Genomic DNA, 24,906 nt, shown 5'->3' on the forward strand with positions numbered 1-24,906 from the left:
AAAGTTGACCGGTGGTCCAGAATCGTGAGCCTCGCTAAATACCTGTCGGTGGTACAGGGGCCGCCGGTAACGTGCGGCGCATGTCAACCTCCCAGGCCGGCGTGCACGGCATCAGCAACCAGTTCGTGGCCGACTACGCGGCGGCGGACCCGCTGGTCGCGACCGCCATCGGCAAGCCCGGCCACGACCACCGGTTGCCCGACTACTCGCCGGAGGGCCACGCGGCCCGGGAGGAACTGGCCCGCAAGGCCCTCGCCGCGGTCGGGGCGGCCGAGCCGGCGGACAAGTCGGAGGCCGACGCCAAGGCCGTGTTCCTGGAGCGCGTCGGCCTGGAGGTGGAGCTGCACGAGGCCGGCCTGGTCGAGGGCAACCTCAACGTGATCGCGAGCCCCGTGCAGTCGCTGCGCGAGGTGTTCGACCAGATGCCGACCTCCACGGAGGACGACTGGGCCGTGATCGCCCAGCGGCTCAAGGCCGTGCCGGAGGCGCTGGCCAACCTGCGCGCCGGCCTGGCGTCGTCCGCGGACAAGGGGCGGGTCGCCGCGCTGCGCCAGGTCACCAAGGTCGCCGAGCAGTGCGACACGTGGGCCGGGCGCGGCGATCGGCCGTCGTTCTTCGCGGGCTTCGTCGCGGGCGCCCCCGGTGACGGCGCGCTGCGGACGGAGCTGCGGGCCGGCGCCGAGGCGGCGGCCTCGGCCTACGGGGACCTGGCGGCGTTCCTGCGCGCCGAGCTGGCGCCCCGCGCGCCGGAGAAGGACGCGGTGGGCGAGGACGTCTACCGCCTCCAGTCGCGCTTCTTCACCGGGTCGCGGCTGGACCTGGCCGAGGCCTACGAGTGGGGCTGGGCGGAGTTCACCCGCATCGAGACCGAGATGCGGCAGGTCGCGAACCGGATCAAGCCCGGCGCCGGCCTGGCCGAGGCCGCCGCCGCGCTGGACGCGGACCCCCGGTACCTGGTGCACGGCAAGGACGGCCTCCAGTCGTGGATGCAGGAGCTGTCGGACAAGGCGCTCCGCGAGGTGCGGGACGTGCACTTCGAGCTGCCCGACGAGCTGATGGCGCTGGAGTGCCGCATCGCGCCGCCCGGCGGGGGTGTGGGCGCCTACTACACGGGCCCGACGCCGGACTTCTCCCGGCCCGGCCGCATGTGGTGGTCCGTGCCGGACGACAAGCAGGAGTTCTCCACCTGGCGCGAGGTCTCGACCGTCTACCACGAGGGCGTGCCCGGCCACCACCTCCAGGTCGCGACGGCGGTGTACCAGGCCGAGCGGCTCAACGACTTCCAGCGGCTGCTGTGCTGGGTCTCCGGCCACGGCGAGGGCTGGGCGCTGTACTCCGAGCGGCTGATGCGAGAGCTGGGCTACCTGGAGGACGACGGCGACCTGCTCGGGATGCTCGACGCGCACCTGTTCCGCGCGGCCCGGGTGATCATCGACATCGGCATGCACCTGGAGCTGGAGATCCCGAGGGGGACCGGGTTCCACGAGGGCGAGCGGTGGACGCCGGAGCTGGGGCTGGAGTTCATGCTCACCCGCACGATCACCGACGCGTCGCACGTGCACGACGAGATCGACCGCTACCTGGGCTGGCCCGGCCAGGCCCCGTCGTACAAGATCGGCGAGCGGCTGTGGCTGGCCGCGCGCGAGGACGCGCGGGCGCGGCACGGGGCCGACTTCGACCTCAAGGCGTTCCACACGCGGGCGCTGGAGATGGGCGCCATGGGCCTGGACACGCTGCGCGAGCGGTTGGCGGAACTCTGACGTTCTGGTTCGATTCCGACCCCGGTGCCTCACGCGCAGGTCACCGGGGTCGGTGTTTGATTGTCGTGCGTACGAGTGAGGGGGGACCGATGGGCGGACGTACGAGGCGCGCCGCGCTCGGGGCGCTGGCGGTCGCGTTGCTGCTCCTCGGGGCGGCACCAGCGCAGGCCCAGCCCGGGGTGGGCGACCAGGCGCAGTGGCGCATCCGGCAGGACATCGTGGACCACGCGCTGCGCGAGGTCGGCCAGCGCGAGGGCAACGGCAACTACTACCCGCAGAAGTACCAGGACGTGGAACCGGGCGTGCTGCGCCCGGCCGAGTGGTGCGGCGTGTTCGTCAACTGGGCGTGGGCGACCGCGGGCGTGGTGGACAAGCCGTCGATGCGGCCCGCGCCCGGCGCGTCCGTGCTGGAGCAGGGCCACTGGGCGACGTACTGGCAGAAGTGGGGCAAGGCCAACGGCCGCTGGAAGGACGTCTCCGAGCGGGACGTGGAGCCGGGCGACGCCGTCGTGTACGGCAACTTCCCCGACTTCCACGCGCACGTCGGGCTGGTGGTCGAGGTCAAGTACGACCGGACCGGGCTCAAGGCCACGCACGTGCGGACGGTCGAGGGCAACTTCGGCGAGCGCGTCGTCTACTCGAAGCTGCGCCCGATCGAGGGGCTGAACGCCGGGAAGTACCTGAAGGCCACCGGGTTCGTGTCCCCGTTCTGACCCGCCGGCCGGTCCGCGGGCCGATCCGGTCCGCGGACCCGGCCCGCGTGGTCCGGTTCGCGGGGTCCGGCCCGCGGGCCGGGGGCTAGTCCACCGGCAGGGTCCGGCCCAGGACGGCGAACGGGCGCGGGTCGCCGGTGAACTGGTAGTGCCGCAGCACGTCCGCGAACCCCATGCGCCGGTACAGGCGCCACGCCTTGCTCGGGCCCTCCGGCGTGGACAGCAGCACGCGCGACGTCGTGACGCCGGCCAGGAGGCTGCGCAGCAGCTGCTCGCCGAGGCCCCGGCCCTGGGCGCGCGGCAGGACGTGCAGCTCGGTCAGCTCGAAGTAGTCGCGCATCCACTCCTCGACCGCGGTCGGCCCGGCGACCGTGGTCAGGCCGTGCCGCACCTGCTCGTGCCACCACTGGCCCACCGAGCCCCGGTAGCCGTAGCCGATGCCGATCAGCTCGTCCTCCTCGCCGAGGGCCACCACGCACCGCCAGCCCTCGCGCAGCATGTGCGCCAACCACATGGGCGCGCGCTGCTCGGCCGTGCCGGGCGGGTAGTCCATGGCGCTCACGTACAGCGCCAGCGCCTCGCTGAGGCGGGCGTTCAGCTCGCGCGCGGACAGCTCGACGAGCCGCTGAGACGGTGCGGCGGTCACTGCGCGACCTCGGCGGGCGTGCCGCCGGTCAGGTCGACCAGGCCGGCGCAGGTGGTGGGGTAGACGGCGTGCGGGTGCCCCGCCGCGGCCCACACCACCTCGTACCGCTCCAGGGCCACGTCGACGAACGTCCGGATGGGCGCGGGGTGGCCGACCGGGGAGACGCCGCCGATGACCTGGCCGGTGTGCTGACGGACGAAGTCCGGGGTGGCGCGGTCGATGCGGTCGACCCCGGCGAGGGCGGCGAGCTTCCCGGTGTCCGCGCGGTGCGCGCCCGAGGTGAGCACGAGCAGCGGGGTGGTCGCGTCGCCCTTCACGGCGGCGAACACGAGGCTGTTGGCGATGGCCCCTACCGGCACGCCCACGGCCTCGGCCGCCGCGGCGGCGGTGCGGACGGCGTCGGCCAGCACGCGGATGCCGTTCGCCGCGTCGTGGTGCCCCGCTTCGGCCAGGGCGGCGGCGACCTTGCGGATGCCGGGGTGGTCGAGTGCGCTCACCCGTTCATGAGACCACGCGCGGCCGGGTTGAGGAGTGCCGGGCCGGCAGGATAGTCTTGGTCGGCTCGAACACCTGTTCGAGCAATGCCTTGGTGGTGGGGCGGGGGAAGCGCCCCACCACCAAGTGCCGCCGTCTCCCCGCGGCGGTCGTCGCCGTCCCGACGCCGCGAGGAGGCCGCGAGATGACTTCGCCCTTCCCCGCCTCCCCCTCCCGCCGGCGTCGGCGGGTGCGCCGAGAGCCGCCGACGACCTCGCGCGCCGAACGGGCGCGGTTCACCGAGCTGGTCCACGAGATCACCTACGAGGACAGGACACAGTGAGCAGGGGACTGGTCGAGTACGACCGCCTGATCGACGTCGTCGAACTGGAGGCCGAACGCCTGGCCGCCTCGGTGGCCGGGCAGCGCCCGGAACGCCAGGTGCCCGCGTGCCCCGGTCTGAACCTGGGCGAGACGGCCCGGCACGTCGGCAGCACCTACCGGATGGTGTCGACCTGGTTGAGGGAGGGCAGGCAACCCCTGGTGTGGCAGCAGGACCCCGGCCGCGGGCAGCCGCTGGAGGAGTACGTGCGCACCGGCGTGCCCGCGCTGGTGCGGGCGCTGCGGGTGCGTGACCCGGACGACTTCTGCGAGACGTGGTGGCCCGCCGAGCGGACGGCCGCGTTCTGGGCGAGGCGGCTCGCGCACGAGTCCACCGTGCACCGGATGGACGTGCAGTCGGCGGCGGGGCTGCCGGTGGACCCGGTGGACGACGACGTCGCCGAGGACGGCATCGACGAGGTGCTGACCCTGTGGCTGGGGCACCGGCTGGACCTCCTCGGCGTGCGGGGCACGCGGCGGGGGTCGGTGGCGGTGCGCACGCCGTCGCGGACGTGGATCGCCGCGGCGGGGCCGGAACCCGCGACGGCGGGGATGCTGCTGCCCGACGAGGCGTCCTCGGCGGACGGCGAGGTCAGCGGCACGCCGATGCAGCTCTACCGCTGGCTGTGGGGCCGCATCCCGGACCGCGAGCTGCCGCCCCCCACCGGTGACCACGACGCCATCGCGCAGCTGTGGGCGTTGCTGCGGTTGGCCACGAAGTAGGGCGCGTCAGGCCAGGGCGCGCGGCAGCGCGTCGAACGTCCTGGTGACGTGCGCGGCGAAGTCCTCCCGGGACGGTCGTCCGTCCTGGGAGGACCACGCCTCCACGGCGACGTGGAAGGCGGCGACGAGGACCTCCAGCGCCAGGCGGGTCGTGAGGGCGTCCGGCAGGCGCGGGCGGTCGTGCAGGAGTTCCAGCGCCGCCCGGCTGGTGCGCTCGCAGAAGTACAGGCCGTGCGCCTCCATCGACGGGGTCCGCGCGGCCAGCCGCCGTTCGGCCAGCACGCGGTCGGCCCACGTGGCGGGCATGGCGGCGACGGCGGCGAGCAGGGCGTCGCGCAGCACCGCGATCAGCGGTTCGGCCGCCGGGTCGGCGGCGCGCAGCTCGTCGAGGAAGCGCGCCCACATGTCCTGGCTGGTCGCGGTGGCCACGTCCTCCTTGCTGCCGAAGTAGCGGAAGAACGTCCGCTTCGACACGTCCACCGCGTCGCACAGCTCGTCGAGCGTGGCGCCGGAGAAACCGCGCTCGGTGAACAGGTCGAGGGCGGTGGCGACGAGCGCGTCGCGCGTGTGCTGCTTCTTGCGCTCGCGCAGCGGCGGTCGCGGGGTGGTCACGGGGTCAGGGTAGTCGAGCACCGGGTGCCTCCCGTAGGCTTATGCCACTGAGTGGCACTTTTTGTGGAGGGTGTTCCATGCGCGCTTTGACCACCGACCCGACCGCGCCCGGCGGCCTGCGCCCCGCCGAGGTCCCCGACCCGGTCCCCGGCCCCGGCGAGGTGCTGGTGAGGGTGACCGCGACCTCGCTCAACAGCGGCGAGGTGACGGGGTTGGCGGGCGCCGAACCCGGCGTCGTGCCCGGCTGGGACGCCGCCGGCGTCGTCGAGCGGGCCGCCGCCGACGGCACCGGTCCCGCGGTCGGCACACCCGTCGTCACCCTCGGCCTCGCGGGGGCGTGGGCCGAGCTGCGGGCCGTGGACACCCGCCTGCTCGGCGCGGTGCCGGAGGGCGCGGACCCCGGCGCGGTGAGCACGGTGCCGGTGGCCGGGGCGAGCGCGTTGCGGGCGCTGCGCCGGCTGGGGCCGATCCTCGGGCGGCGGGTGCTGGTCACCGGGGCCACCGGGGGCGTGGGGCGCTACGCCGTGCAGCTGGCGCGGCGGGGCGGGGCGCACGTCGTCGCGTCCACCGGTGATCCCGGGCGGCACGGTGACGCCCTGCGCGCCCTGGGCGCGCACGAGGTCGTGCGCGGACCGGAGGACCTCGACGGGCACGTGCACGGCGTGGTCGACCTCGTCGGCGGCGCGCAGCTGGTGGCGGCCCACGCCCGGCTCGCCGAGCGCGGCGTCCTCGTGTCGGTCGGGCGGTCCTCCGGCGAGGGCAGCGACTTCCCGCCCGGCGCGTTCGAGGGGATGGGCGCGCACGACCGCGTGATCACCACGTTCTTCCTGGTGGACGGGACGAGCATGGTCGAGGAGCTGACCTGGCTGGCCGGCCTGGTGGCGACCGGCGAGCTGGACCCGGGGATCGCCTGGCGCGGCGGCTGGGACGACGCGGCGGACGCCGTGGCCGCGCTGGTGGGCAGGCGGCTGCACGGCAAGGCCGTGCTCGACCTGCCCACGCCGTGACCGGCCTGCCTACAGCGTGATCGACGTCACCTCGCGCAGGCCGTCCGTGAACGCGGTCTCCAGGCGGAAGCGGGACTCGCGGCCCTCGAACTCCAGGATGCCCACCGAGTTGCCGAAGTGCGGGCCGCTCAGCTTGTGCCACGCCACCGGGTCCGGCGAGATGCCCCGGCGGTCCGCCAACCACCGCAGGGCCCGCGCGATCGGCTTCGACCACGACAGGCGGAACGCGGGGCGGAAGATCCACGGCGGGTCGTTGTGCACCGGCGAGCACACCAGTTGGTAGACCTTGGCGTCGACCTTCGACGCGAACGACGCGCGGGCCGCGTAGCTGTGGTGCACGTCGCCGGACAGCACGCACACCGTGCCCGGCGCGTCCTCGGCCTTCGCGACCCGCTCCAGCAGCCGCGCCAACCGCTCGAACGACGCGCGGAAGGCGGGCCAGTGCTCCAGGTCCGACACCTGGCGCACCTTCTCGCCGATCCGGCCGCGCAGGCCCGGCAGGCCCGCCATCCGCTCGTTCAACGACTGGAGGTGGCTCAACCCGTGCGGCATCAGCCACGGCAGCGAGGAGCCGATCAGCAGGTGCTCGAAGTCGCCGGTGGCGTTCTCCTCGATCCACTCGAACTCGCCGTTGCCGACCATCAGCCGCTCCGGGCCGGACAGGATGCGCCCGCTGCGGGTGTCGATCACCAGCAGCCGGATCGGGCCGAAGTCGCGCTTGTAGCTCCACCGCGTCGACTTGTGGCCGTCCACCTCCTGGTCGGCCTCCTCGGCGAAGTCCTCCAGCAGCTGCTGCACGTCGCCGCCCGTCGTGCGCACCTTCTGGTACAGCGGGTCGCGCGTCAGCTCGTCCGGCGACAGGTTGCCCAGGTGCTGGTACACCCAGTACGACGCCAGCCCCGCGCGGATGCGCTCGGGCCACCACCTCTTGGTCGCCATCTGCTCCCGCCAGGTGCGGGAGGTGTTCCAGTCGTCGCGCACGTCGTGGTCGTCGAAGATCATCGACGTCGGCACCACCGACATCAGCCAGCGGATCTCCGGGTCGGCCCACGACTCGTGGTACAGCTCGGCGTACTCGCGGAACGACACCACCTCGCCCGCCGGCTCCGGCCGCCGCTCCGCCAGCCACTCCGTGATCCGCGGCGTCGGCTCGTCCGCGTACACCTGGTCGCCCAGCAGCACGAGCGCTTCGGGCCAGCGCTCGACCGGCTCGTCCTTCATCCGCAGCGCGTACGAGTCCAGCGCGTCCACGCCGAGCTTGTCCGCCTTGGTGGGGTTGGGGATCGCCTTCGCGGCGCGGCAGGAGCCGAACAGCATCCGCCGCACCGGACCCGTGCGGATCATCGGCGCGGGGAACGGCGACTCCGGCGGCGGCCACACGACGTCGCCGCCGATCCGCACGTCGTAGGGGGTGGTGGTGCCCGGTTCCAGGCCCTCCACCACCACCAGGGCGAAGTGCTGCTCGCCCACCTGGAACGTGGCCGCGCGGTGTCCCGCGATCTCGACCTCACACCCCGTGTCCGTCTCCACCCAGAGAGTGGCCGACGTGGAGTCGACGTGCCTGAGCACCGGACCGAGCACCAACTCCGCCATGGCGCAGACGTTACCTTCGCACCATGAGCACGAGGTGGACCTCTGTGGTGATCGACTCCGCCGACCCGGCCGCGCTCGGCCGCTTCTGGTCGGCGCTGCTGCGGACGGAGGTGGTCTTCGAGGAGGAGGGCGGCGAGGTCGACGTGGCGGTGGCCGCCGGGCTGGAGCTGGTGATCGTGCCGGTGACCGACCCGAAGGAGGGCAAGAACCGCGTGCACCTGGACCTCGCGTCGTCGTCGGCCGAGGACCAGGCGGCGATCGTGGAGCGCGCGCTCGGGCTGGGCGCGCGGCACGTCGACGTCGGGCAGCGCGACGTGCCGTGGGTGGTGCTGGCCGACCCCGAGGGCAACGAGTTCTGCGTGCTGGAACCCCGGGAGGTGTACGCCGCCAACGGTCCGGTGGCCGCGGTCGTGGTGGACGCGCTCGACCCGGTCGCGCAGGCCGCGTTCTGGGCGGGGGCGACCGGCCTGCCGGTGGAGCGGGAGGACCCGCGCTTCGCGTCGCTGCGCCGGGAGGCCGGGCCGTGGCTGGAGTTCGTCCGCGTGGCCGAGCCGAAGAGCGGCAAGAACCGCGTGCACCTCGACGTCGCGCCGTTCGCCGACGACGACCAGGCGGCCGAGGTGGCGCGGGTCGAGGCGGCGGGCGCGACGCGGGCGGACGTCGGGCAGGCCGACGTGCCGTGGGTCGTGCTGACCGACCGCGAGGGCAACGAGTTCTGCGTGCTGACGCCCCGCTGAGCGCTCGTCGTCGGTGGGGGCCGGCAGGGTGGGCGGGTGATCCGCCCGGTGCCCGCCCCGCTGCGCGACCCGGCGTTCCGCCGGTACTTCCTCGCCCGGACGTCGTCCCACCTCGGTGACGGCCTGATCACCCTCGCGCTCGCGTTCGGCGCGGTGCGGCTCGGGGCCTCGCTCACCGAGGTGGGGCTGGTCGTGCTCGCCGGCCGGCTGCCGGTCGTGGTGCTCACGCTCGTCGGCGGGGTGGTGGGCGACCTGGCGCCGCGCCGGCTCGTCATGCTCGCCGCCGACGTCGTCCGCTGCGCCTCGCAGGGGCTGACGGCCGTGCTGCTGCTCACCGGGACCGCGACCCTGTGGCACCTGGCCGCGTTGCAGGCGGTCGCGGGCGCGGCGAGCGCCTTCTTCGAGCCCGCCGCGGCGGCCCTGGTCGCCGACGTGGTGCCCGAGGAGCGGCGCGGCCAGGCCAACGCCCTGGTCACCACCGCCCAGAACGCCGCGACGATCCTCGCGCCGGTGCTGTCGGCGACGCTGGTGGAGACGGTCGGCGCGGGCGCGTCCTTCGCCGTGGACGCCGCCACGTTCGCGGTCAGCGCCGCCGCGCTCGTCGCGCTGAAGGTGCCCGACCGGCCGGTGCCGCCGCGGCCGGCGCTGCTCGACGCCGTGCGGCACGGGTGGCGCGACTTCCGCTCCCGCCCCTGGTTGCAGGCCACCACCGTGCAGCTCGCCGTCGTCAACGGCGCCTGCCTCTCGCCGTACCTGGTCCTCGGCCCGGTCATCGCCGAGGAGCGCCTGGGCGGGCCGCTGGCGTGGGCGTTCGTCGGCAACGGCTACGCGGTCGGCGCGCTGCTGGGCGCCGCGGTCGCCCTGCGGTGGCGACCCCGGTACCCGCTGCGGGTCGCCGTGACCGCGCCCCTCGCCCTGGTGCCGCTGCCGGTCCTGCTCGCCGTCGGCGCGCCGGTGCCGGTGCTCGTCGCAGCGGCCGTCCCGGCGGGGGTGCAGGCGGCCCTCTACGCCGTGTTCACCACCACCGCCCGGCAGGTGCACGTGCCCGTCGACCTCATCGCCCGCGCCACCGGCTTCTCCACCGTCGTCGGCCTGGCCGCCGTGCCGGTGGGCATGGCACTGGCCGGTCCCGCGGCCGAACGCGTCGGCCCGGGGACCGTGCTCGTGACCGGCGCGCTGGTCGTCCTGGTGAGCGTCCCATCGGTGTTGACGGTGCGCTCCGTCCGGCGGCTGCCCGCGGAGCCCGCGCGTCGGGGGTGACCCCGGGAAAACCGGTGCTGTGACTTCGGGGTCCCGTCGTCTAGGGTGCCGATATGCAATATATCAGTCGGGAGCTGTACCGGGACCAGGCGCTGAGCGCGATCCGCGAGGCGATCCTGGGCGGCGACCTGGCGCCCGGCGCGCCGATCAAGGACGTCGACCTCGCCGAGCGCCTCGGCCTGTCCCGCACCCCCGTGCGGGAGGCGCTGGCCCGGCTGACCGACGAGGGCCTGGTCGAGACCAAGCCGCACAGCTACACCCGCGTCACCCCGCTGGACACCGCCGCCGTGCGGGACGCGCACGTCGTGGTGCAGGCCATGCACGCGCTGGCCGCGCGCCTCGCCGTGCCCCGGCTCGTGCCCGCCGACCTCGACGCGATGCGCGCGGCCAACGCGGCGTTCGCGCAGGCGCTCGCCACCGGGGACGCGTCCGCCGCGCTGGCCGCCGACGACGCCTTCCACGCCGTCACCGTGCGGCGCGGCGACAACTTCGCGGTGGTCGCGACGATCGAGCGCTACACGCCGCTCGTGCGCCGGCTGGAGCGCCTGCGCTTCGCCGCGCCCACCGGCCGCCACTCGGTGGCCATGCACGACGAGATCACCGCCGCCTGCGCCGCCGGGGACGCCGACCTGGCGTCCCGGCTCGTCGAGCGCAACTGGGCGACCCTGCTCGACCTGCTGGAGGAGAACTGAGATGGCGCTGTCCGACTTCCCCCGCTACCCGCTGACGTTCGGCCCGTCGCCGGTGCACCCCCTGGAACGGCTCACCCGCCACCTCGGCGGCGCGTCGGTGTGGGCCAAGCGCGAGGACTGCAACTCCGGCCTCGCCCACGGCGGCAACAAGACCCGCAAGCTGGAGTACCTCGTCGCCGACGCGCTGGCCACCGGCTGCGACACCCTCGTCTCCATCGGCGGCGTGCAGTCCAACCACACCCGCCAGGTCGCGGCGGCGGCGGCGCGGGCCGGGCTGAAGTGCGTGCTGGTGCAGGAGAGCTGGGTCGACTGGCCCGACGCGGTGTACGACCGGGTGGGCAACATCCTGCTGTCCCGCCTCATGGGCGCGGAGGTGCGGCTCGTGGAGGCGGGCTTCGGCATCGGCGTGAAACCCGCGTGGGAGCAGGCCGTCGAGGACGTCCGCGCGGCGGGCGGCACGCCGTACCCGATCCCGGCGGGCGGGTCCGACCACCCGCTCGGCGGGTTGGGCTTCGCGGGCTGGGCCGCCGAGGTCGAGCGGCAGGAGGCCGAGCTGGGGGTGTACTTCGACACGGTCGTCGTCTGCTCGGTGACCGGCAGCACGCAGGCCGGGATGGTCGCCGGGTTCGCCGGGAGCGGCCGGCAGGTCATCGGCGTCGACGCCTCGGCCGAGCCCTGCGACACCCGCAACCAGGTGCTGCGCATCGCGCGGAACACCGCCGACCTGCTGGGCGTGGAGGTGGCCGAGTCGGAGGTGGTCCTCGACGACCGGTGGCACGAGGGCGTCTACGGCGTGCCGGGCGAGTCCACCGTGGACGCCATGAGGCTGGGCGCGCGGCTGGAGGGCATGATCACCGACCCGGTCTACGAGGGCAAGTCCCTGGCGGGGCTCGTCCAGCTCGTGGAGACCGGGGAGATCGACAAGGGGTCGACGGTGCTCTACGCCCACCTGGGTGGGCAGCCGGCCCTCAACGCCTACAGCTCCCTGTTCCGCTGATGATTCCGTCCCGCCAGGGGATCGGCTTTCGCCCGAAGCTTTCCGCATTTATCGTAAATAAATGCTCTTGGTTGCTCCGATAGCTTTTCGGGTACTCCCGCTCCGGTGATCGACAGCGATCTTCGGAGGCGTCGTGGCCAGGGGTGGAACTCAGGACGGGCAGTCGTCGCACCAGGACGAGGGCGAGGGTGTCAACGGTCGGGAAACGAAGAAGCCCTGGTACAAGAAGGTTCTGGTTCAGGTAACCGCCTTGCTGGCCGTCCTGGCGACGGCGTTCTTCACCGGAATCGGTGACCGTCTTGTCGATGTTGTGCACAAGGCGTTCGCCGACGAGTACCGGGTGGACGCGGAACTGGACCGCGATCAACTGATCGTCCTGAACAAGAGCATGGAGGGGATCGGCGGGGAGTACTTGTTCACCTCGCCGATCCGGGAAATCGGAAAACCCCCGGATGGGCTGGATTCCTGCGACGGGCGGCACAAGTGGGCACGCGGCAAGGGGGGCGTGGACGTCAACGCCACAGTCGGCCGGATCAGCGTCTACGCGGCCCCGGGGCGAAGTGTGGAGCTGAAGGCCGTGCAACCGAAGCCGACAGCCGAATCCCGGGACCCGGCTCCGGGAGCGATCGCCACCTGTCCGGGCCGGGGCGGTGGGCCGCGGGTGCTCGGGATCAACCTGGACACGAAGAAGACCGGCTGGGGCAGCGACTTCGACGAGGCGAGCGAGGAGACCTTCGTGTCGTTGCCGGTGCCCGCCGGGGAAACGCTGGTGTTCGACTTCGCGGCCTTCACGCAGTCGCGACACTGGTCGTACAGGATCGATCTCGTGCTGAGCGTCGATGGGGAGGAGGAGGTCGTCTCGGTCGACGACGGGGGCAAGCCCTTCCAGACGACCGCGCCGACCGGGGGCAGGTCGTACCAGTGGGTCGACGATGACTGGCTGGACGTCACACCGGGGCAGCAGGACCCCGGAGTGGCGGACCTCCCCGATGAGCGAAACCCCTGCCTGCTCGTGACGAGCCAGGACGTCGCCGCCGAGTTCGGGGCTCCTGTGCGAACGGCGAACCCGTTCGGTTCCACCGGGACGGACATCGCCGGCAACGAGCAGGCCGCTTACGTGTGCCCGTACACCGATGCCAACGGGTCCGGCCTCTCGGTCGGGTTCAGCGTCCACGAGTCACCGCAGAACGCACGACTGCAGTACGAGAACCTGAAGAGCTTCTACCTCCGGAGCGCCGGGGAGACGGCGCGGAAGGTCAACGAGTGCGGCGACGATGCGGTCTACCTGGAGAAGACGAGGCGCTTCCTGGTGGTGACGGAGAACCGCATGCTCGATCTCTCGATGCCGCCGACGACGGCCCTCGTGCCGGTCGACGCCGCAGCCACGCTCGAGCGCTTGGCGAGGAAAGGACTGACCCGACTCGAGTAGCCGCCACGGGGCGGAGCGAGCTGTGGTCCACCCGCTGCCCGACCGTCCCGGGTCACGCCCGCAGGCGCAGGCCCTTCGGCGTGGCCCGGAAGCCTGCCTCCTGGAGGACGGTCGCCAGCCGGGAGCCCAGCGCCACCTCCCCGTCCGCCCGCTGCACGGCCAGCCGGCCCAGCCAGCCGTCGCGCACCGCCCGGCCCAGCGCGCCCGCGGCGGCGTGCAGGGCGGTCTCGTCCTCGGTGAACGAGAGCAGCGACCGGCCGCCCCGCTCCACGTACAGCGCGGCCACGCCGTCGACCAGGACGACGAGCGCGCCGGACTTGCGGCCCGGCCGGTGCCTGCCCTCGCCCAGCGGCTCCGGCCAGGCCAGGGCCGCGCCGTACGGCTGGGCCGGGTCGGCGGCGGCGAGCACCGCGGCGTCCGGCGTGCCCGCGTGCTCCTGGCCGGGCGGGCGGGACAGGGCGCGCAGGCGGTCCACGGCGCCGCGCGCGGCGAACTGGGCCGCGCCCAGGCCCTCGACGACGTAGCCGCGCACCACCTGGCCGGACTCCTCCATCGCCCGGAGCACCCGGTACACGCCGCTGAAGCCGCCGGTGACGCGCTCGGTGTCCAGCGCGCCGCGGGTCAGGACGCCGTGGCGCTCCAGGAACGCCTCGGCGCGGGCGTGCGCCCGGCGGGTCGGGTCGGTGGCGGGCACGACGGCCAGGGACCAGCGGCCGGCGACCGTCGGCGGGCCCGTGCGGCTGGGCATGTCCGGGCGGCCCGTGCGCATCCGCGCGTACCGGCCGCGCGGCGCGGCGCGGCGGGGTTTGTGCGCGGTGCCGCCGCCGGCGACCAGGGCGCGCAGCGGGGCGAGGGTGTCGTTGGTGACGAGGCCCGCCCACACCAGGTCCCACAGGGCGCCCACGACCTCCGGGTCGGTCGTCGGGCCCTGGAGCGACACGCGGTCCACCACCTGGCGGAAGAACAGCGCGCCGCCGGCGAGGGCCTCGACCACCGCGGTGTGCAGCGGCGAGTCGGGTGCGGCCTCGGGCACCAGGTCCGGCAGCAGGAGGTCGGCGACGTCCGTCGGCGCGAGGGCGATCCAGCCGTCACCGCCCGCCAGGGAGCCGCAGCCCGTCCACGTGACCTCGCCGGCCGCGGTCAGCTCGTCCAGCAGCGCCGGGGTGTAGCCGGGCAGCCGGGCGGGCAGCAGGAGGGACTCGACGGCGCTCGCGGGCAGCGGCGCGCCGGCGAGCTGCTCGACGACCGAGTAGACGTCGTCCGCGGTGGGCGCGCCGCGCAGCCGGCGGCCCACGCCGTGCCAGGCCGGCAGGAAGCGGCCCAGCGCGGCGGGTTCCACCGGCTCGACCTCGGCGCGCAGGCGGGCCAGGGACGCCCGGCGCAGCCTGCGCAGCACCTCGGCGTCGCAGTACTCGGTGTGCGTGCCGCCCGGCCGCAGCTCGCCGCGCACCAGCCGGCCCGCCGCGGCCATCCGCTCCAGCACCCCCGTGACGACGGCGACGCCCAGCCCGAACCGCCCGGCCGCCTGAGCCGCCGGGAACGGGCCCCGGGTGCGGGCGTAGCGCGACAGCAGGTCGCCCAGCGGGTCGGCGACCGGTTCGGTGAACACCTCGGGCACGCCCACGGGCAGCGCCACGCCCAGTGCGTCGCGCACCCGCCCCGCGTCCTCGATCCCGATGACCCGGTCCTCGCCCGCGATGCGGACGCGGATCGCCCGGCGCTGCGCCACCAGGTCCGCCAGCCACTCCGGCCGCACGCCCCGCTCGGCGGCCTCGGCCTCCGTCAGGTCGCCCAGGAACCGCAGCAGGTCGGCCGCGTCCTCGGCGTCGCGGGCGTGCCGGTCCGGGACGAGGCGCTGGAGGGCCAGCTCGACCTCCTCGACGACCTCGGGGTCGAGCAGCTCGCGGATCGCCTCGGAGCCCAGCAGCTCGGCCAGCAGCGTCGAGTCCAGCGACAGCGCGGCGGCCCGGCGCTCGGCCAGCGGCGCGTCGGCCTCGTACAGGAACATGCCGACGTAGCCGAACAGCAGGCTGCGCGCGAACGGCGACGGCGACGGCGTCTCCACGTCGACCACGCGGACGCGGCGCGCCCGCACGTCGGTCATCAGCTCCTTCAGGCCCGGCACGTCGTAGACGTCCTGGAGGCACTCGCGCATCGCTTCGAGCACCACCGGGAAGCTCTCGTACTTCGCCGCCACGGACAGCAGTTGCGCGGCCTTCTGCCGCTGCTGCCACAGCGGGGTGCGCCGCTTCGGGTCGCGGCGGGGCAGCAGCAGGGACCGGGCCGCGCACTCCCGGAACCGGGCCGCGAACAGCGCCGAACCGCCCACCTCGGCGACGACGACCTGGTCGATCTCCTCCGGGTCGAGCAGCACGTCCTCCGCGCCCGCGACGACCGGCGCCCCGTCGAGGTCCACCGCGTCCGGCAGCCGCACGACGATGCCGTCGTCGGAGTGCGCCGCCTGCGCCTCGATGCCGCGCCGCTCGCGCAGCCGCGCCGCGATGGCCAGCGCCCACGGCGCGTTGACCTGCGCCCCGAACGGCGAGTGCACGACCAGCCGCCAGTCGCCCAGCTCGTCGCGGAACCGCTCGACGAGGACGGTGCGGTCGTTGGGCACGTGCCCGGTCGCCTCGCGCTGCTCGCCCAGGTAGGCGAGCAGGTTCGACGTGGCCCACGCGTCCAGGCCCGCGGCGGCGGCGCGCTCCTCGGCCCCGGCCCGGTCCAGCGCGGACACCTCGCGCAGGAACCTGCCCAGCGCCCGGCCCAGCTCCAGCGGGCGGCCCGGCGCGTCGCCCTTCCAGAACGGCATCCGCGCGGGCTGGCCGGGCGCGGGCACCACGATCACCCGGTCGTGGGTGATGTCCTCGACGCGCCACGACGACGTGCCGAGCAGGAACGTGTCGCCGACCCGCGACTCGTACACCATCTCCTCGTCCAGCTCACCCACCCGCGAGCCGGGGCCGCGCTCGGACGGCGGCGTCATCACCGCGAACATGCCCCGGTCGGGGATGGTGCCGCCGGAGGTCACCGCCAGCCGCTGCGACCCGGGCCGGCCGCGCAGCTCGCCGCCGACCCGGTCCCACGTGACGCGCGGGCGCAGCTCGCCGAACTCCTCGCTCGGGTAGCGGCCGGACAGCATGTCGAGCACGGCGTGCAGCGCCGACTCGGGCAGGGCGGAGAACGGGGCCGCCCGCCGCACCAGCCCGGCCAGCGCCTCGACCGTCCACGTCTCCATCGCCACCATGGCCACGACGTGCTGCGCGAGCACGTCGAGCGGGTTGCGCGGGTACCGCACCGCCTCGATCGCGCCGTCCCGCATCCGCTCCGCGACCACCGCGCACGACACCAGGTCGCCCCGGAACTTGGGGAACACCACCCCGCGCGACACCGCGCCCACCTGGTGACCCGCGCGGCCGACGCGCTGCAACCCGGAGGCCACCGTGGGCGGCGCCTCCACCTGCACCACCAGGTCGACCGCGCCCATGTCGATGCCCAGCTCCAGCGACGAGGTGGCCACCACGCACGGCAGCCGCCCCGACTTCAGGTCCTCCTCGACCGCGACGCGCTGCTCGCGCGACATCGAGCCGTGGTGGGCGCGGGCGACGGCGGCGGTGCGCTGCGTCGTCACGCCGGACTGGCCGACCGCCTCGGCGGGGAACCGGCCGGGCCCGGCGTCCGGCCCGGTGCCGGGGTCGGCCCCGGCGTCGAGGTCGGGTGCGGCGGACAGCTCCGCCTCCTCCTCGGCCAGCTCGTTGAGCCGGGCCGTGAGCCGCTCCGCCAGCCGCCGCGAGTTGGCGAACACGATCGTCGACCGGTGCTGCCGCACCAGCTCCAGCACCCGCCGCTCCACCGACGGCCAGATCGACGCCCGCTGCTCCGCGCCCGCCGCCGACCCGGACACCTCGCCGGTGCGCTCGCCGAGCACCGACATGTCCTCCACCGGGACCTCGACGCGCACCTCGATCGTCTTCGCCGACCGCGGCTGCACGACCCGCACGGACCGCCCGCCCGCGAGGAAGGCGCCCACCTCCTCGACCGGGCGCACCGTCGCCGACAGCCCGATCCGCTGCGCGGGCCGCTCCAGCAGCGCGTCGAGCCGCTCCAGCGACAGCGCCAGGTGCGCGCCGCGCTTCGTGCCCGCCACCGCGTGCACCTCGTCGACGATCACCGTCTCCACCCCGCGCAGCGACTCCCGCGCCGCCGAGGTGAGCACCAGGAACAGCGACTCGGGGGTGGTGACCAGCACGTCCGGCGGTCTCCTGGCGAACGCCCGCCGCTCGTCCGCCGGGGTGTCGCCGGTGCGCATGCCCACCGTGGTGCCGGGCTCGGGCAGCGACAGCCGGTGCGCCGCCTGCCGGATGCCCGCCAGCGGCGCCCTCAGGTTGCGCTCCACGTCGACCGCCAGCGCCTTGAGCGGCGACACGTACAGCACCCGGCACCGGCGCCTCGGGTCCTCCGGGACGGGCGTCGAGGCGAGCCTGTCCAGGGCCCACAGGAACGCCGCCAGCGTCTTGCCCGAACCGGTGGGGGCGATGACCAGCGCGTGCTCCCCCTCGGCCGCCGCCTCCCACGCGCCCACCTGCGCCGCCGTGGGCGCGGCGAAGGCCCCGGCGAACCACTGCCGGGTCGCGGGGGAGAAGCGGTCGAGGACGTCCATGCCGACCATCCTGAACCAGGGGACCGACATTTTCCGGTTGTGGCACGATCACCCCGTTCGAACCGAAGGGGTGAACCTCTGTGCGCGTCCTGTCCGTCGACCTGGGCACTTCCAACACCGTCGCGGTGCTCGCCGCGCACGGCAGGCCGCCCCGGGTCGTGGAGGTGGACGGGTCGGCCACCATGCCGTCCGCCGTCTACTGCGAGGAGGACGGCACGCTGGTCGTCGGCCGCGACGCCGAGCGCCGCGCCCGCCTCGACCCGGCCCGCTTCGAGCCGAACCCCAAGCGCCGCGTGGACGACGGCGCGCTGCTGCTGGGCGACAACGTCGTGCCGGTCGCCGACGCGCTGGCCGCCGTGCTGCGCCGCGTGCTCGACGAGACCACCCGCCAGCTCGGCGGCGAACCCGTCGACGAGGTGCGCCTCACGCACCCCGCGCAGTGGGGGCCGACGCGGCGCAACGTGCTGCTGTCCGCGGCCCGGCTGGCCGGCGTCACCGGGGAGGTCGTGCTGGTCCCCGAGCCGGTGGCCGCCGCCTCGCACTACGCGTCGCTGGCCGTGGGGCAGGCGCTGGCCGTGTACGACCTGGGCGCGGGCACGTTCGACGTGGCCATCGTCGGCGCCACCCAGAAGGGCTTCACCGTGCTCGCCGAGGACGGCCTGACCGACCTCGGCGGCCTCGACGTGGACCAGGCGCTGCTGGAGCACGTCGGCCGCCAGGTGTCGCACCGCGACCCGGCGGCCTGGCAGCGGCTGCTGCGCCCGGAGTCCACCGCGGACCGCCGCGCGCGCCGCGCGCTCCAGGAGGACGTGCGGGCGGCCAAGGAGTCGCTGTCGCGGCACGCGCACACCGAGGTGCCGATGCCGGAGCCGTTCGAGGACGTGCTGGTCAACCGGTCCGACCTGGAGGCGCTGGTCCGGCCGAGCATGCTGCGCAGCGCCGAGCTGCTGGCGTCCACGATCCGGTCCACCGGCCTCGCGCCCAACCAGCTCGCGGGCATCTACCTCGTGGGCGGCTCCAGCCGCATCCCGCTGGTCGCCACCATGATCACCGAGCAGGTGCGGGTGGTGCCGACGAGCCTGGACCAGCCGGAGACCGCCGTCGCGCTCGGCGCGCACCACGTGCCCAAGGACGGCGTCACGCCCCGCTCGCAGGAGCCCGCCAGGCCCCAGGAACCGGACACCGTCGTCACCGGTCCGGTGAACCCCGGCGCGAGCGGCCCCTACCAGGTGCACACCGGCCCGAGCCCCGTGCACACCGGGCCAAACCCGCTCCACACCGGCCCGAACCCGCTCCACACCGGCCCGAACCCGCTCCACACCGGGCCGAACCCGCTCCACACCGGCCCGAACCCGCTCCACACCGGGCCGAACCCCCTGCACAGCGGGCCGAACCCGGTGGTCAGCGGCCCGTACCAGGTGAACCCGGCGGTCAGCGGGCCCTACCCGGTCACCCCGGCGTCGGGCGCCCCGCAGCAGTTCAACTTCCCCAGCACCACCCCGCGCGCGGCGAAGAAGAAGCCGAACCGGAACGTGCTGGTCGCGGTGGGCGCGGCCGTCGCGGTGGCGCTCGCCGGGGTCGGCGGCTGGCTCGCGTTCGGCGGCGAGGGCGTGCCCTCCGCCCAGGACTGCAAGACCGACACCGAGCAGGACGACAAGGGCTTCACCAAGTGCCTGCGGCGGCTCGCGGGCGCGGTCCCGGACACCGGCACGTGCAAGGCGGGCGGTACGCCGGGCGTGGGCGGCGTCAACGGCATCAAGGGCACCGTGGTGAGCTGCGCCGTGAAGGACGACTACTCGGTGCAGTACGTGTTGACCGAGACGACCACGGGCGCGGAGCAGGGCGCGGTGGCCGTCGTCCGGTCGCTCAAGAGCGACGTGGTCGAGGCCAGGTGGGCGGGCAACGGGTTCGCGGGCAAGTACCAGGCGGCGGCCGACGGCGGCCTGGGGCTGCTGGTGTTCACCGTCGAGGGCCGCCCGCTGCTGGGCATCATGACCAAGAGCGGCGGCGGCGAGCTGACCGCGGACGAGGTCGCGGACTTCTTCGAGGGCTCCGTCCAGCCCGGCACCTGACCGGTCACCTGATCGGGTAGCGCGGCCAACCCGGACGGCTGCCGGCCGAACCGGTCGCCCCCTGGCACGATCCGTGGTCGTGACCGTCGTGGGGGTCGTGCAGCGCAGGGTGCTGGGTGTGCTGGCCGCGACGCAGGTGCTCGGCTCGGCGGGCGTCACCATCGGGCTCGCGGTGAGCACGCTCATCGCGGCGGGCCTGGCCGGTTCCGACGTGGTCGGCGGCCTGGCGCAGACCGGCGCGGTGCTCGGCGCGGCCCTGTTCGCCCTGCCCGCCGCCCGGTTGGCCGGTCGGCGCGGGCGGCGCCCGGCGCTGGTCCTCGGCTACGGCTCGGGCGCGGTCGGCGCGGCGGTGGCCGCGTGCGCCGTCGCCCTCGGCTCCTGGCCGCTGCTGCTGGCCGCGCTCGTGCTGTTCGGCGCGGCGTCCGGCGCGAACCTCGCCGCCCGGTACGCGGGCACCGACCTCGCCCACCCGCACCGCCGGGCCCGCTCGCTCGCGCTGGTGGTGTGGGCGGCCACGCTCGGCGCGGTCGCCGGCCCCAACCTCGCCGACCCGGCGGGGCGCGCGGCCACCCGGCTCGGGCTGCCCGTCGGCGCGGGCCCCTACCTGCTGTCCGCCGCCCTGTTCGGCACCGCCGCGCTGGTCGTGCTGCGGTTCCTGCGCCCCGACCCGCTGGTCGTCGCGCGGTCCGCCGCACCGCCCCCGGCCGCGCACTGCGCGGGCGGCCTGGGCGACACGCGCGGCGCCGCGGCGCTGTGGCGGTCGCTGCCGGCCACCGCGAAGCTCGCCCTCGCCGGCGTCGCGCTGTGCCACACGGCGATGGTCGGCCTGATGTCGATGACCCCGGTGCACATGGACCACGCGGGCTCGTCGCTGCGCGTGGTGGGCGTCGTGATCAGCCTGCACGTGGCCGCGATGTACGCGGCGAGTCCCCTGTTCGGGTGGATGGCCGACCGGATCGGGCGCGTGCCCGTGCTGGCGATCGGCGCGGCCCTGGTGGTCGGCGCCTCCGGCGTCGCGGGCATGGCCCCCGCGCACGACGCGCCGCAGCTCGGCGTCGGGCTGGCGCTGCTGGGCCTCGGCTGGTCGGCGGGCGTGGTCGCCGGGTCCGCGCTGCTCACCGAGTCGGTCCCGGTGGCCGACCGGACGGCCGCCCAGGGCCTGTCGGACCTGTGCATGAACGCGGGCGGCGCGGTCGGCGGCGTGGCGGCGGGCCTCGTCGTGACGGCGTGGTCCTACGCCGCGCTGGGCCTGGTCGTCGGGTTCGTCGCGCTGCCGCTGCTCGGGGCGTGCCTGTACTCGTCGTTGCAGCGGGTCCGCTGAGCCGCCCCGGTCGGCCGGGGTCAGCGCTTGCGGTTGTGCCAGAGGGCGCGCACGCCGACGACGATCGCCGCGACGAGGGCGGCGATCACGGCGATGGTGCCGATCGGCGAGGACAGGCCGGTGGTGTCCACCTGGAGCAGCAGCACCCCCCGAGGTTAGCGCGCCCGGACGGGGGCCCGCGGCCCGCGCCGCCGGCGCGCTAGCCTGGTCGCGATGCGCAACACGGTCTTCCGCAAGCTGATGGCGAACGAGTTCGGCCAGGTCCGGGCGGAGATGGTGGCCCGGGACCACGTGATGTCGGCGCTGGGCGGGCGCACCGCGGACGAGGCGCTGGAGGCCGGCTACCCGGCCAAGGAGGTCTGGCTCGCCGTCTGCGACGCGTTCGACGTGCCCGAACAGCGCCGGTGACGCGGCGTGTCGGTCCGGTGGTCGAACACCTGTTCGGCTATGCTGCGCGTCACGACCGGGTGATGCATCCCCGCTGGTGACCTGGTCCCTCCCGAAATTGTCGGACCCCGCCCGTACCGTCGGCCCCGACATGGCACAGAGAACCAAGACAAACCGAGGTGGACCCCAGATGGCACCCCAGGCACCCGACCGGGACAAGGCTCTCGAACTGGCCCTGGCCCAGATCGACAAGCAGTTCGGCAAGGGCTCGGTCATGCGGCTCGGCGAGGAGGGCCGCGCGCCGATCGAGGTGATCCCGACCGGCGCCATCGCGCTGGACGTGGCCCTGGGCATCGGCGGCCTGCCCCGCGGCCGCGTCGTCGAGATCTACGGCCCGGAGTCCTCCGGTAAGACGACCGTCGCGCTGCACGCCGTGGCCAACGCCCAGCGCAACGGCGGCATCGCCGCGTTCATCGACGCGGAGCACGCGCTCGACCCCGACTACGCGAAGAAGCTCGGCGTCGACACCGACGCGCTGCTGGTGTCCCAGCCCGACACCGGTGAGCAGGCGCTGGAGATCGCGGACATGCTGGTCCGCTCCGGCGCGCTCGACATCCTGGTCATCGACTCGGTGGCGGCCCTGGTGCCCCGTGCCGAGATCGAGGGCGAGATGGGCGACAACCACGTCGGCCTCCAGGCCCGCCTGATGAGCCAGGCGCTGCGGAAGATCACCGGCGCGCTCAGCTCGTCGAACACCACCGCGATCTTCATCAACCAGCTGCGCGAGAAGATCGGCGTGATGTTCGGCTCGCCCGAGACCACGACCGGTGGCAAGGCGCTGAAGTTCTACGCGTCCGTGCGCCTCGACGTGCGGCGGATCGAGACCCTGAAGGACGGCGGCGAGCCGGTCGGCAACCGCACCCGGGTCAAGGTCGTGAAGAACAAGGTGGCCCCGCCGTTCAAGCAGGCCGAGTTCGACATCCTCTACGGCCACGGCATCAGCCGCGAGGGCTCGCTCATCGACATGGGCGTCGACCAGGGCATCCTGCGCAAGTCGGGCGCCTGGTACACCTACGAGGGCGACCAGCTGGGCCAGGGCAAGGAGAACGCGCGGAAGTTCCTGCGCGAGAACCCGGACGTGGCGAACGAGATCGAGAAGCGGATCAAGGACAAGCTCGGCATCGGGGCCACCCTCGACGCCGACGAGACCGCGCCCGCGCCGGTCGAGTTCTAAGCGGGCGTGGCGGGACGAGGTGGCCGTGGTCGCGGGGCGCCCCGCGACCCTTCGGCCGACCACGGTTCCGAGGTCGACGGGGAGCAGCGCCCGGTCGACCCGGTGAAGGAGCAGCGCAAGGCGACGGACATCTGCTACGCGCTGCTCACCGCCCGCGCGCGCACGCGCGTGGAGCTGCGTGACGCCCTGCTGCGCAAGGGCATCCGCGAGGAGACGGCCGACCTGGTGCTCGGCAAGTTCGACCGCGCCGGCCTGATCGACGACGCGGCGTTCGCCGAGGTGTGGGTGCGCTCGCGGCACACCCACCAGGGCCTGGGCAGGCGGGCGCTGGCCCTCGAACTGCGCCGCAAGGGCGTGGCCGACGAGGTGGCCGCCGACGCCGTCGCGGCGGTCGACGACGAGGCCGAGGAGCAGCGGGCGCGCGACCTGGTGCGCAAGAAGCTGCGCGCGATGTCCGGCCTGGACGACACGACCAGGATCAGGCGGCTGGTCGCGGCACTGGCCCGCAAGGGCTACGCCGAGGGCCTCGCCTACCGCGTGGTGAAGGACGAACTGCGCCGCGCGGGCGAGGACGCCGAGGCCCTGGACCACCACCTGCCCCAGGACTGACCCGCACCGGCCACCCGGCACCGACCACGCGCCGGTGCCGGCCGCACACCGTGCCGGCAGTGGGTGCCGTGCCGGTGGTGGGGTGCCGTGCCGGCCACGCACTCCGACCGGCGGCCAGTCGGGCCGAGTGGGCCGGGGTCAGGTTCGGGGGCAGACCCCCGGGATCGGGTCGGATCAGGTCCGGGCCCGGGTGAGGCGCCAGAACTGGCGCTTCCTCTCCTCCCGGACGACCACGCCCAGCTTGCCGAGTTCCTCGCGCAGCTGGGCGGCGTCCTCCTTGTCACCCTTGCGCAGCGCCTCCGCGCGCACCTTCAGCAGCGCGTCGCCGCCCGGCGGCATGTCCGGTGTGCCCGCCACCCAGCGCCGGTAGTCGCCGGCGTACGGGTCGCCGTCCAGCCACTGGTAGCCGTGCGTCTGGAAGGCGTCGGCCAGCGCGGCGGCCTCCAGGTCGTGGCTCTCGCGGGCCAGCTCGCCGGTGTCCACGCCCAGCAGCACCAGCTTCTTGCCGTCCAGGAAGACCCCGGACACCAGCGTGCGGTCGACGTTCCACGTCTTGCCGCCGCGCTTGAGCTCCACGCCCTCGTTGAACACCTCGACGGTCAGCCGCTCGTGCGCGGCGATGGCCGCCACCACCAGCCCCAGCAGCAGGCCGACGCCGAGCGACCCGACCGTGCCCCACGGCTCCGGGACCTGCGCGACGAGCTGGAACAGCCCCTTCGCGGGTGCCACCGGCAGCTCGACCACCCACGCCGCGATGGACTTCAGGCCGAACAGCACACCGGCCCCGAGCAGCGGGAACCCGACCGACACCAGGGCGACCTGCCAGCCGGGTTCGGTGACCGCGGTGATCCGTCGCACGTCCATGACCCACTCCCTCCCCGAAGTGAGCACCCAACCTATCGCCGTAGGCTCCGCGCGTGGGCATCAGGGCCGAGCACGTGGTGTGGGACTGGAACGGCACGCTGCTCGCCGACAACGACGCGGTCCTGGCGGCGGTCAACCGGGTGTGCGCGGACTTCGGGCACGACGCCGTCATCACCCTCGACCAGTGGCGCGAGGTCTTCGGCCGGCCGGTCAAGGACTGCTACGAACGCCTCCTGGGCCGCCCGCTGTCCGCGCCGGACTGGGCGCGCGTGGACCTGCTCTACCACGACGAGTACCGCTCGCTGCTCGACCGCTGCGCGCTCGCGCCCGGCGTGCCCGACCACCTCGTGCGGTTGCGCCAGACCCAGTCCCTGCTGTCGATGTGGTTCCACGACGAGCTGGTGCCGCTGGTCACCGGCTTCGGCCTGCACGACCTGTTCACCCGGGTCGACGGCCTGCGCGTCCTCGACTCGGGCGGCAACTCGAAGGCCGAGCACCTGGCCGCGCACCTCGACGCCCAGCGCCTGCACGCCCGTGACGTCCTGGTGGTCGGCGACGTCCTGGACGACGCCGAAGCGGCCCGCGCGGTCGGCGCCCACGTGGTCCTGGTGGCCACCGGCACCAGCTCCCGCCGGGTCCTCGAAGCCGCGGGCGTCCCGGTCGCCGACTCGATCCCCGAAGCCCTGACCCACCTGGCCTGAACGCGGAACTCACCGGTCCCGGGTGTTGGACTCTCGC

23 protein-coding genes are annotated in these 24,906 nt (G+C 74.5%); 16 read left to right on the forward strand and 7 right to left on the reverse strand.

Annotation, left to right across the window (positions count from 1 at the left end; translation table 11 throughout):
- Window positions 1-80 precede the first annotated feature (80 nt).
- Window positions 81-1,760 (forward strand): DUF885 domain-containing protein, encoded by a 1,680-nt coding sequence (locus ACRAKJ_RS07560; RefSeq protein ID WP_438926342.1) that lies wholly within the window; start codon window positions 81-83, stop codon window positions 1,758-1,760.
- Between the two features lie 89 nt (window positions 1,761-1,849).
- Window positions 1,850-2,473 carry a CHAP domain-containing protein gene (locus ACRAKJ_RS07565; protein ID WP_438926343.1) on the forward strand — a complete coding sequence of 208 codons (624 nt, stop codon included), beginning with the start codon at window positions 1,850-1,852 and terminating at the stop codon, window positions 2,471-2,473.
- Between the two features lie 85 nt (window positions 2,474-2,558).
- Here ACRAKJ_RS07565 and ACRAKJ_RS07570 read toward each other — a convergent pair whose 3' ends face one another.
- Both ACRAKJ_RS07570 and ACRAKJ_RS07575 read right to left on the reverse strand, forming a co-directional pair.
- Entirely contained in the window at window positions 2,559-3,119 is a 561-nt protein-coding gene (locus tag ACRAKJ_RS07570; protein ID WP_438926344.1) for a GNAT family N-acetyltransferase, read from the reverse strand.
- The gene (locus tag ACRAKJ_RS07575) at window positions 3,116-3,616 is read right to left on the reverse strand and encodes a YbaK/EbsC family protein (RefSeq protein ID WP_438926345.1); all 501 of its coding nucleotides are present in this window, start codon (window positions 3,614-3,616) and stop codon (window positions 3,116-3,118) included. Before ACRAKJ_RS07575 ends, ACRAKJ_RS07570 begins: the two co-directional genes overlap by 4 nt.
- Before the next feature lie 182 nt (window positions 3,617-3,798).
- Here ACRAKJ_RS07575 and ACRAKJ_RS07580 point away from each other — a divergent pair, with 182 nt between their 5' ends.
- Window positions 3,799-3,936 (forward strand): hypothetical protein, encoded by a 138-nt coding sequence (locus ACRAKJ_RS07580; protein WP_447008902.1) that lies wholly within the window; start codon window positions 3,799-3,801, stop codon window positions 3,934-3,936.
- Window positions 3,933-4,697 (forward strand): maleylpyruvate isomerase family mycothiol-dependent enzyme, encoded by a 765-nt coding sequence (locus ACRAKJ_RS07585; RefSeq protein ID WP_438925391.1) that lies wholly within the window; start codon window positions 3,933-3,935, stop codon window positions 4,695-4,697. The genes ACRAKJ_RS07580 and ACRAKJ_RS07585 overlap by 4 nt, the downstream gene beginning before the upstream one ends.
- A 6-nt stretch (window positions 4,698-4,703) precedes the next feature.
- Here ACRAKJ_RS07585 and ACRAKJ_RS07590 read toward each other — a convergent pair whose 3' ends face one another.
- Window positions 4,704-5,309: a TetR family transcriptional regulator gene (locus ACRAKJ_RS07590; RefSeq protein WP_438925392.1), complete on the reverse strand. Its 606-nt coding sequence runs from the start codon at window positions 5,307-5,309 to the stop codon at window positions 4,704-4,706.
- Between the two features lie 77 nt (window positions 5,310-5,386).
- Here ACRAKJ_RS07590 and ACRAKJ_RS07595 point away from each other — a divergent pair, with 77 nt between their 5' ends.
- Window positions 5,387-6,316, forward strand: a complete 930-nt coding sequence (locus ACRAKJ_RS07595; RefSeq protein WP_438925393.1) for a zinc-binding dehydrogenase — start codon at window positions 5,387-5,389, stop codon at window positions 6,314-6,316.
- A gap of 9 nt (window positions 6,317-6,325) precedes the next feature.
- Here ACRAKJ_RS07595 and ACRAKJ_RS07600 read toward each other — a convergent pair whose 3' ends face one another.
- Complete coding sequence (locus ACRAKJ_RS07600; RefSeq protein WP_438925394.1) at window positions 6,326-7,909, reverse strand: DUF7800 domain-containing protein; 1,584 nt, start codon at window positions 7,907-7,909, stop codon at window positions 6,326-6,328.
- 23 nt (window positions 7,910-7,932) lie between these two features.
- Between ACRAKJ_RS07600 and ACRAKJ_RS07605 the strand changes: the two genes are divergently transcribed.
- The 5 genes from ACRAKJ_RS07605 to ACRAKJ_RS07625 all read left to right on the forward strand — a co-directional run bounded on the left by ACRAKJ_RS07605 (window position 7,933) and on the right by ACRAKJ_RS07625 (window position 13,024).
- Window positions 7,933-8,646 carry a VOC family protein gene (locus ACRAKJ_RS07605; protein WP_438925395.1) on the forward strand — a complete coding sequence of 238 codons (714 nt, stop codon included), beginning with the start codon at window positions 7,933-7,935 and terminating at the stop codon, window positions 8,644-8,646.
- Between the two features lie 36 nt (window positions 8,647-8,682).
- The gene (locus ACRAKJ_RS07610; RefSeq protein WP_438925396.1) at window positions 8,683-9,906 is read left to right on the forward strand and encodes an MFS transporter; all 1,224 of its coding nucleotides are present in this window, start codon (window positions 8,683-8,685) and stop codon (window positions 9,904-9,906) included.
- Window positions 9,907-9,959: 53 nt separating this feature from the next.
- Entirely contained in the window at window positions 9,960-10,598 is a 639-nt protein-coding gene (locus tag ACRAKJ_RS07615; protein ID WP_438925397.1) for an FCD domain-containing protein, read from the forward strand.
- Between the two features lies 1 nt (window position 10,599).
- On the forward strand, window positions 10,600-11,595 hold the full coding sequence (locus tag ACRAKJ_RS07620) for a 1-aminocyclopropane-1-carboxylate deaminase (protein ID WP_438925398.1): 996 nt from the start codon (window positions 10,600-10,602) through the stop codon (window positions 11,593-11,595).
- A gap of 133 nt (window positions 11,596-11,728) precedes the next feature.
- Window positions 11,729-13,024, forward strand: coding sequence for a hypothetical protein (locus ACRAKJ_RS07625; RefSeq protein ID WP_438925399.1), 1,296 nt, complete (start codon window positions 11,729-11,731; stop codon window positions 13,022-13,024).
- 52 nt (window positions 13,025-13,076) lie between these two features.
- Here ACRAKJ_RS07625 and ACRAKJ_RS07630 read toward each other — a convergent pair whose 3' ends face one another.
- Window positions 13,077-17,681, reverse strand: coding sequence for an ATP-dependent helicase (locus tag ACRAKJ_RS07630; RefSeq protein WP_438925400.1), 4,605 nt, complete (start codon window positions 17,679-17,681; stop codon window positions 13,077-13,079).
- Window positions 17,682-17,761: 80 nt separating this feature from the next.
- Here ACRAKJ_RS07630 and ACRAKJ_RS07635 point away from each other — a divergent pair, with 80 nt between their 5' ends.
- Both ACRAKJ_RS07635 and ACRAKJ_RS07640 read left to right on the forward strand, forming a co-directional pair.
- Window positions 17,762-19,753 carry an Hsp70 family protein gene (locus ACRAKJ_RS07635; protein WP_438925401.1) on the forward strand — a complete coding sequence of 664 codons (1,992 nt, stop codon included), beginning with the start codon at window positions 17,762-17,764 and terminating at the stop codon, window positions 19,751-19,753.
- A 79-nt stretch (window positions 19,754-19,832) separates the two neighbouring features.
- Entirely contained in the window at window positions 19,833-21,074 is a 1,242-nt protein-coding gene (locus ACRAKJ_RS07640) for an MFS transporter (RefSeq protein WP_438925402.1), read from the forward strand.
- 20 nt (window positions 21,075-21,094) lie between these two features.
- Here ACRAKJ_RS07640 and ACRAKJ_RS07645 read toward each other — a convergent pair whose 3' ends face one another.
- Window positions 21,095-21,220, reverse strand: a complete 126-nt coding sequence (locus ACRAKJ_RS07645) for a hypothetical protein (RefSeq protein WP_438925403.1) — start codon at window positions 21,218-21,220, stop codon at window positions 21,095-21,097.
- A 67-nt stretch (window positions 21,221-21,287) separates the two neighbouring features.
- Between ACRAKJ_RS07645 and ACRAKJ_RS07650 the strand changes: the two genes are divergently transcribed.
- The 3 genes from ACRAKJ_RS07650 to ACRAKJ_RS07660 all read left to right on the forward strand — a co-directional run bounded on the left by ACRAKJ_RS07650 (window position 21,288) and on the right by ACRAKJ_RS07660 (window position 23,304).
- On the forward strand, window positions 21,288-21,482 hold the full coding sequence (locus tag ACRAKJ_RS07650; protein ID WP_438925404.1) for a DUF3046 domain-containing protein: 195 nt from the start codon (window positions 21,288-21,290) through the stop codon (window positions 21,480-21,482).
- Between the two features lie 169 nt (window positions 21,483-21,651).
- The gene (recA, locus tag ACRAKJ_RS07655) at window positions 21,652-22,695 is read left to right on the forward strand and encodes a recombinase RecA (protein ID WP_438925405.1); all 1,044 of its coding nucleotides are present in this window, start codon (window positions 21,652-21,654) and stop codon (window positions 22,693-22,695) included.
- Window positions 22,696-22,797: 102 nt separating this feature from the next.
- Window positions 22,798-23,304 carry a RecX family transcriptional regulator gene (locus tag ACRAKJ_RS07660; protein ID WP_438925406.1) on the forward strand — a complete coding sequence of 169 codons (507 nt, stop codon included), beginning with the start codon at window positions 22,798-22,800 and terminating at the stop codon, window positions 23,302-23,304.
- 174 nt (window positions 23,305-23,478) lie between these two features.
- On the opposite strand, the gene ACRAKJ_RS07665 is transcribed toward ACRAKJ_RS07660, so the two are convergent.
- The gene (locus tag ACRAKJ_RS07665) at window positions 23,479-24,168 is read right to left on the reverse strand and encodes a YqeB family protein (RefSeq protein ID WP_438925407.1); all 690 of its coding nucleotides are present in this window, start codon (window positions 24,166-24,168) and stop codon (window positions 23,479-23,481) included.
- 53 nt (window positions 24,169-24,221) lie between these two features.
- Between ACRAKJ_RS07665 and ACRAKJ_RS07670 the strand changes: the two genes are divergently transcribed.
- A complete protein-coding gene (locus ACRAKJ_RS07670) occupies window positions 24,222-24,869 on the forward strand; it encodes an HAD family hydrolase (protein WP_447008903.1) in 648 nt (215 codons plus the stop codon).
- The last annotated feature ends 37 nt before the right edge of the window (window positions 24,870-24,906 follow it).

It is taken from the genome of Saccharothrix sp. DSM 118769, from assembly GCF_052936295.1.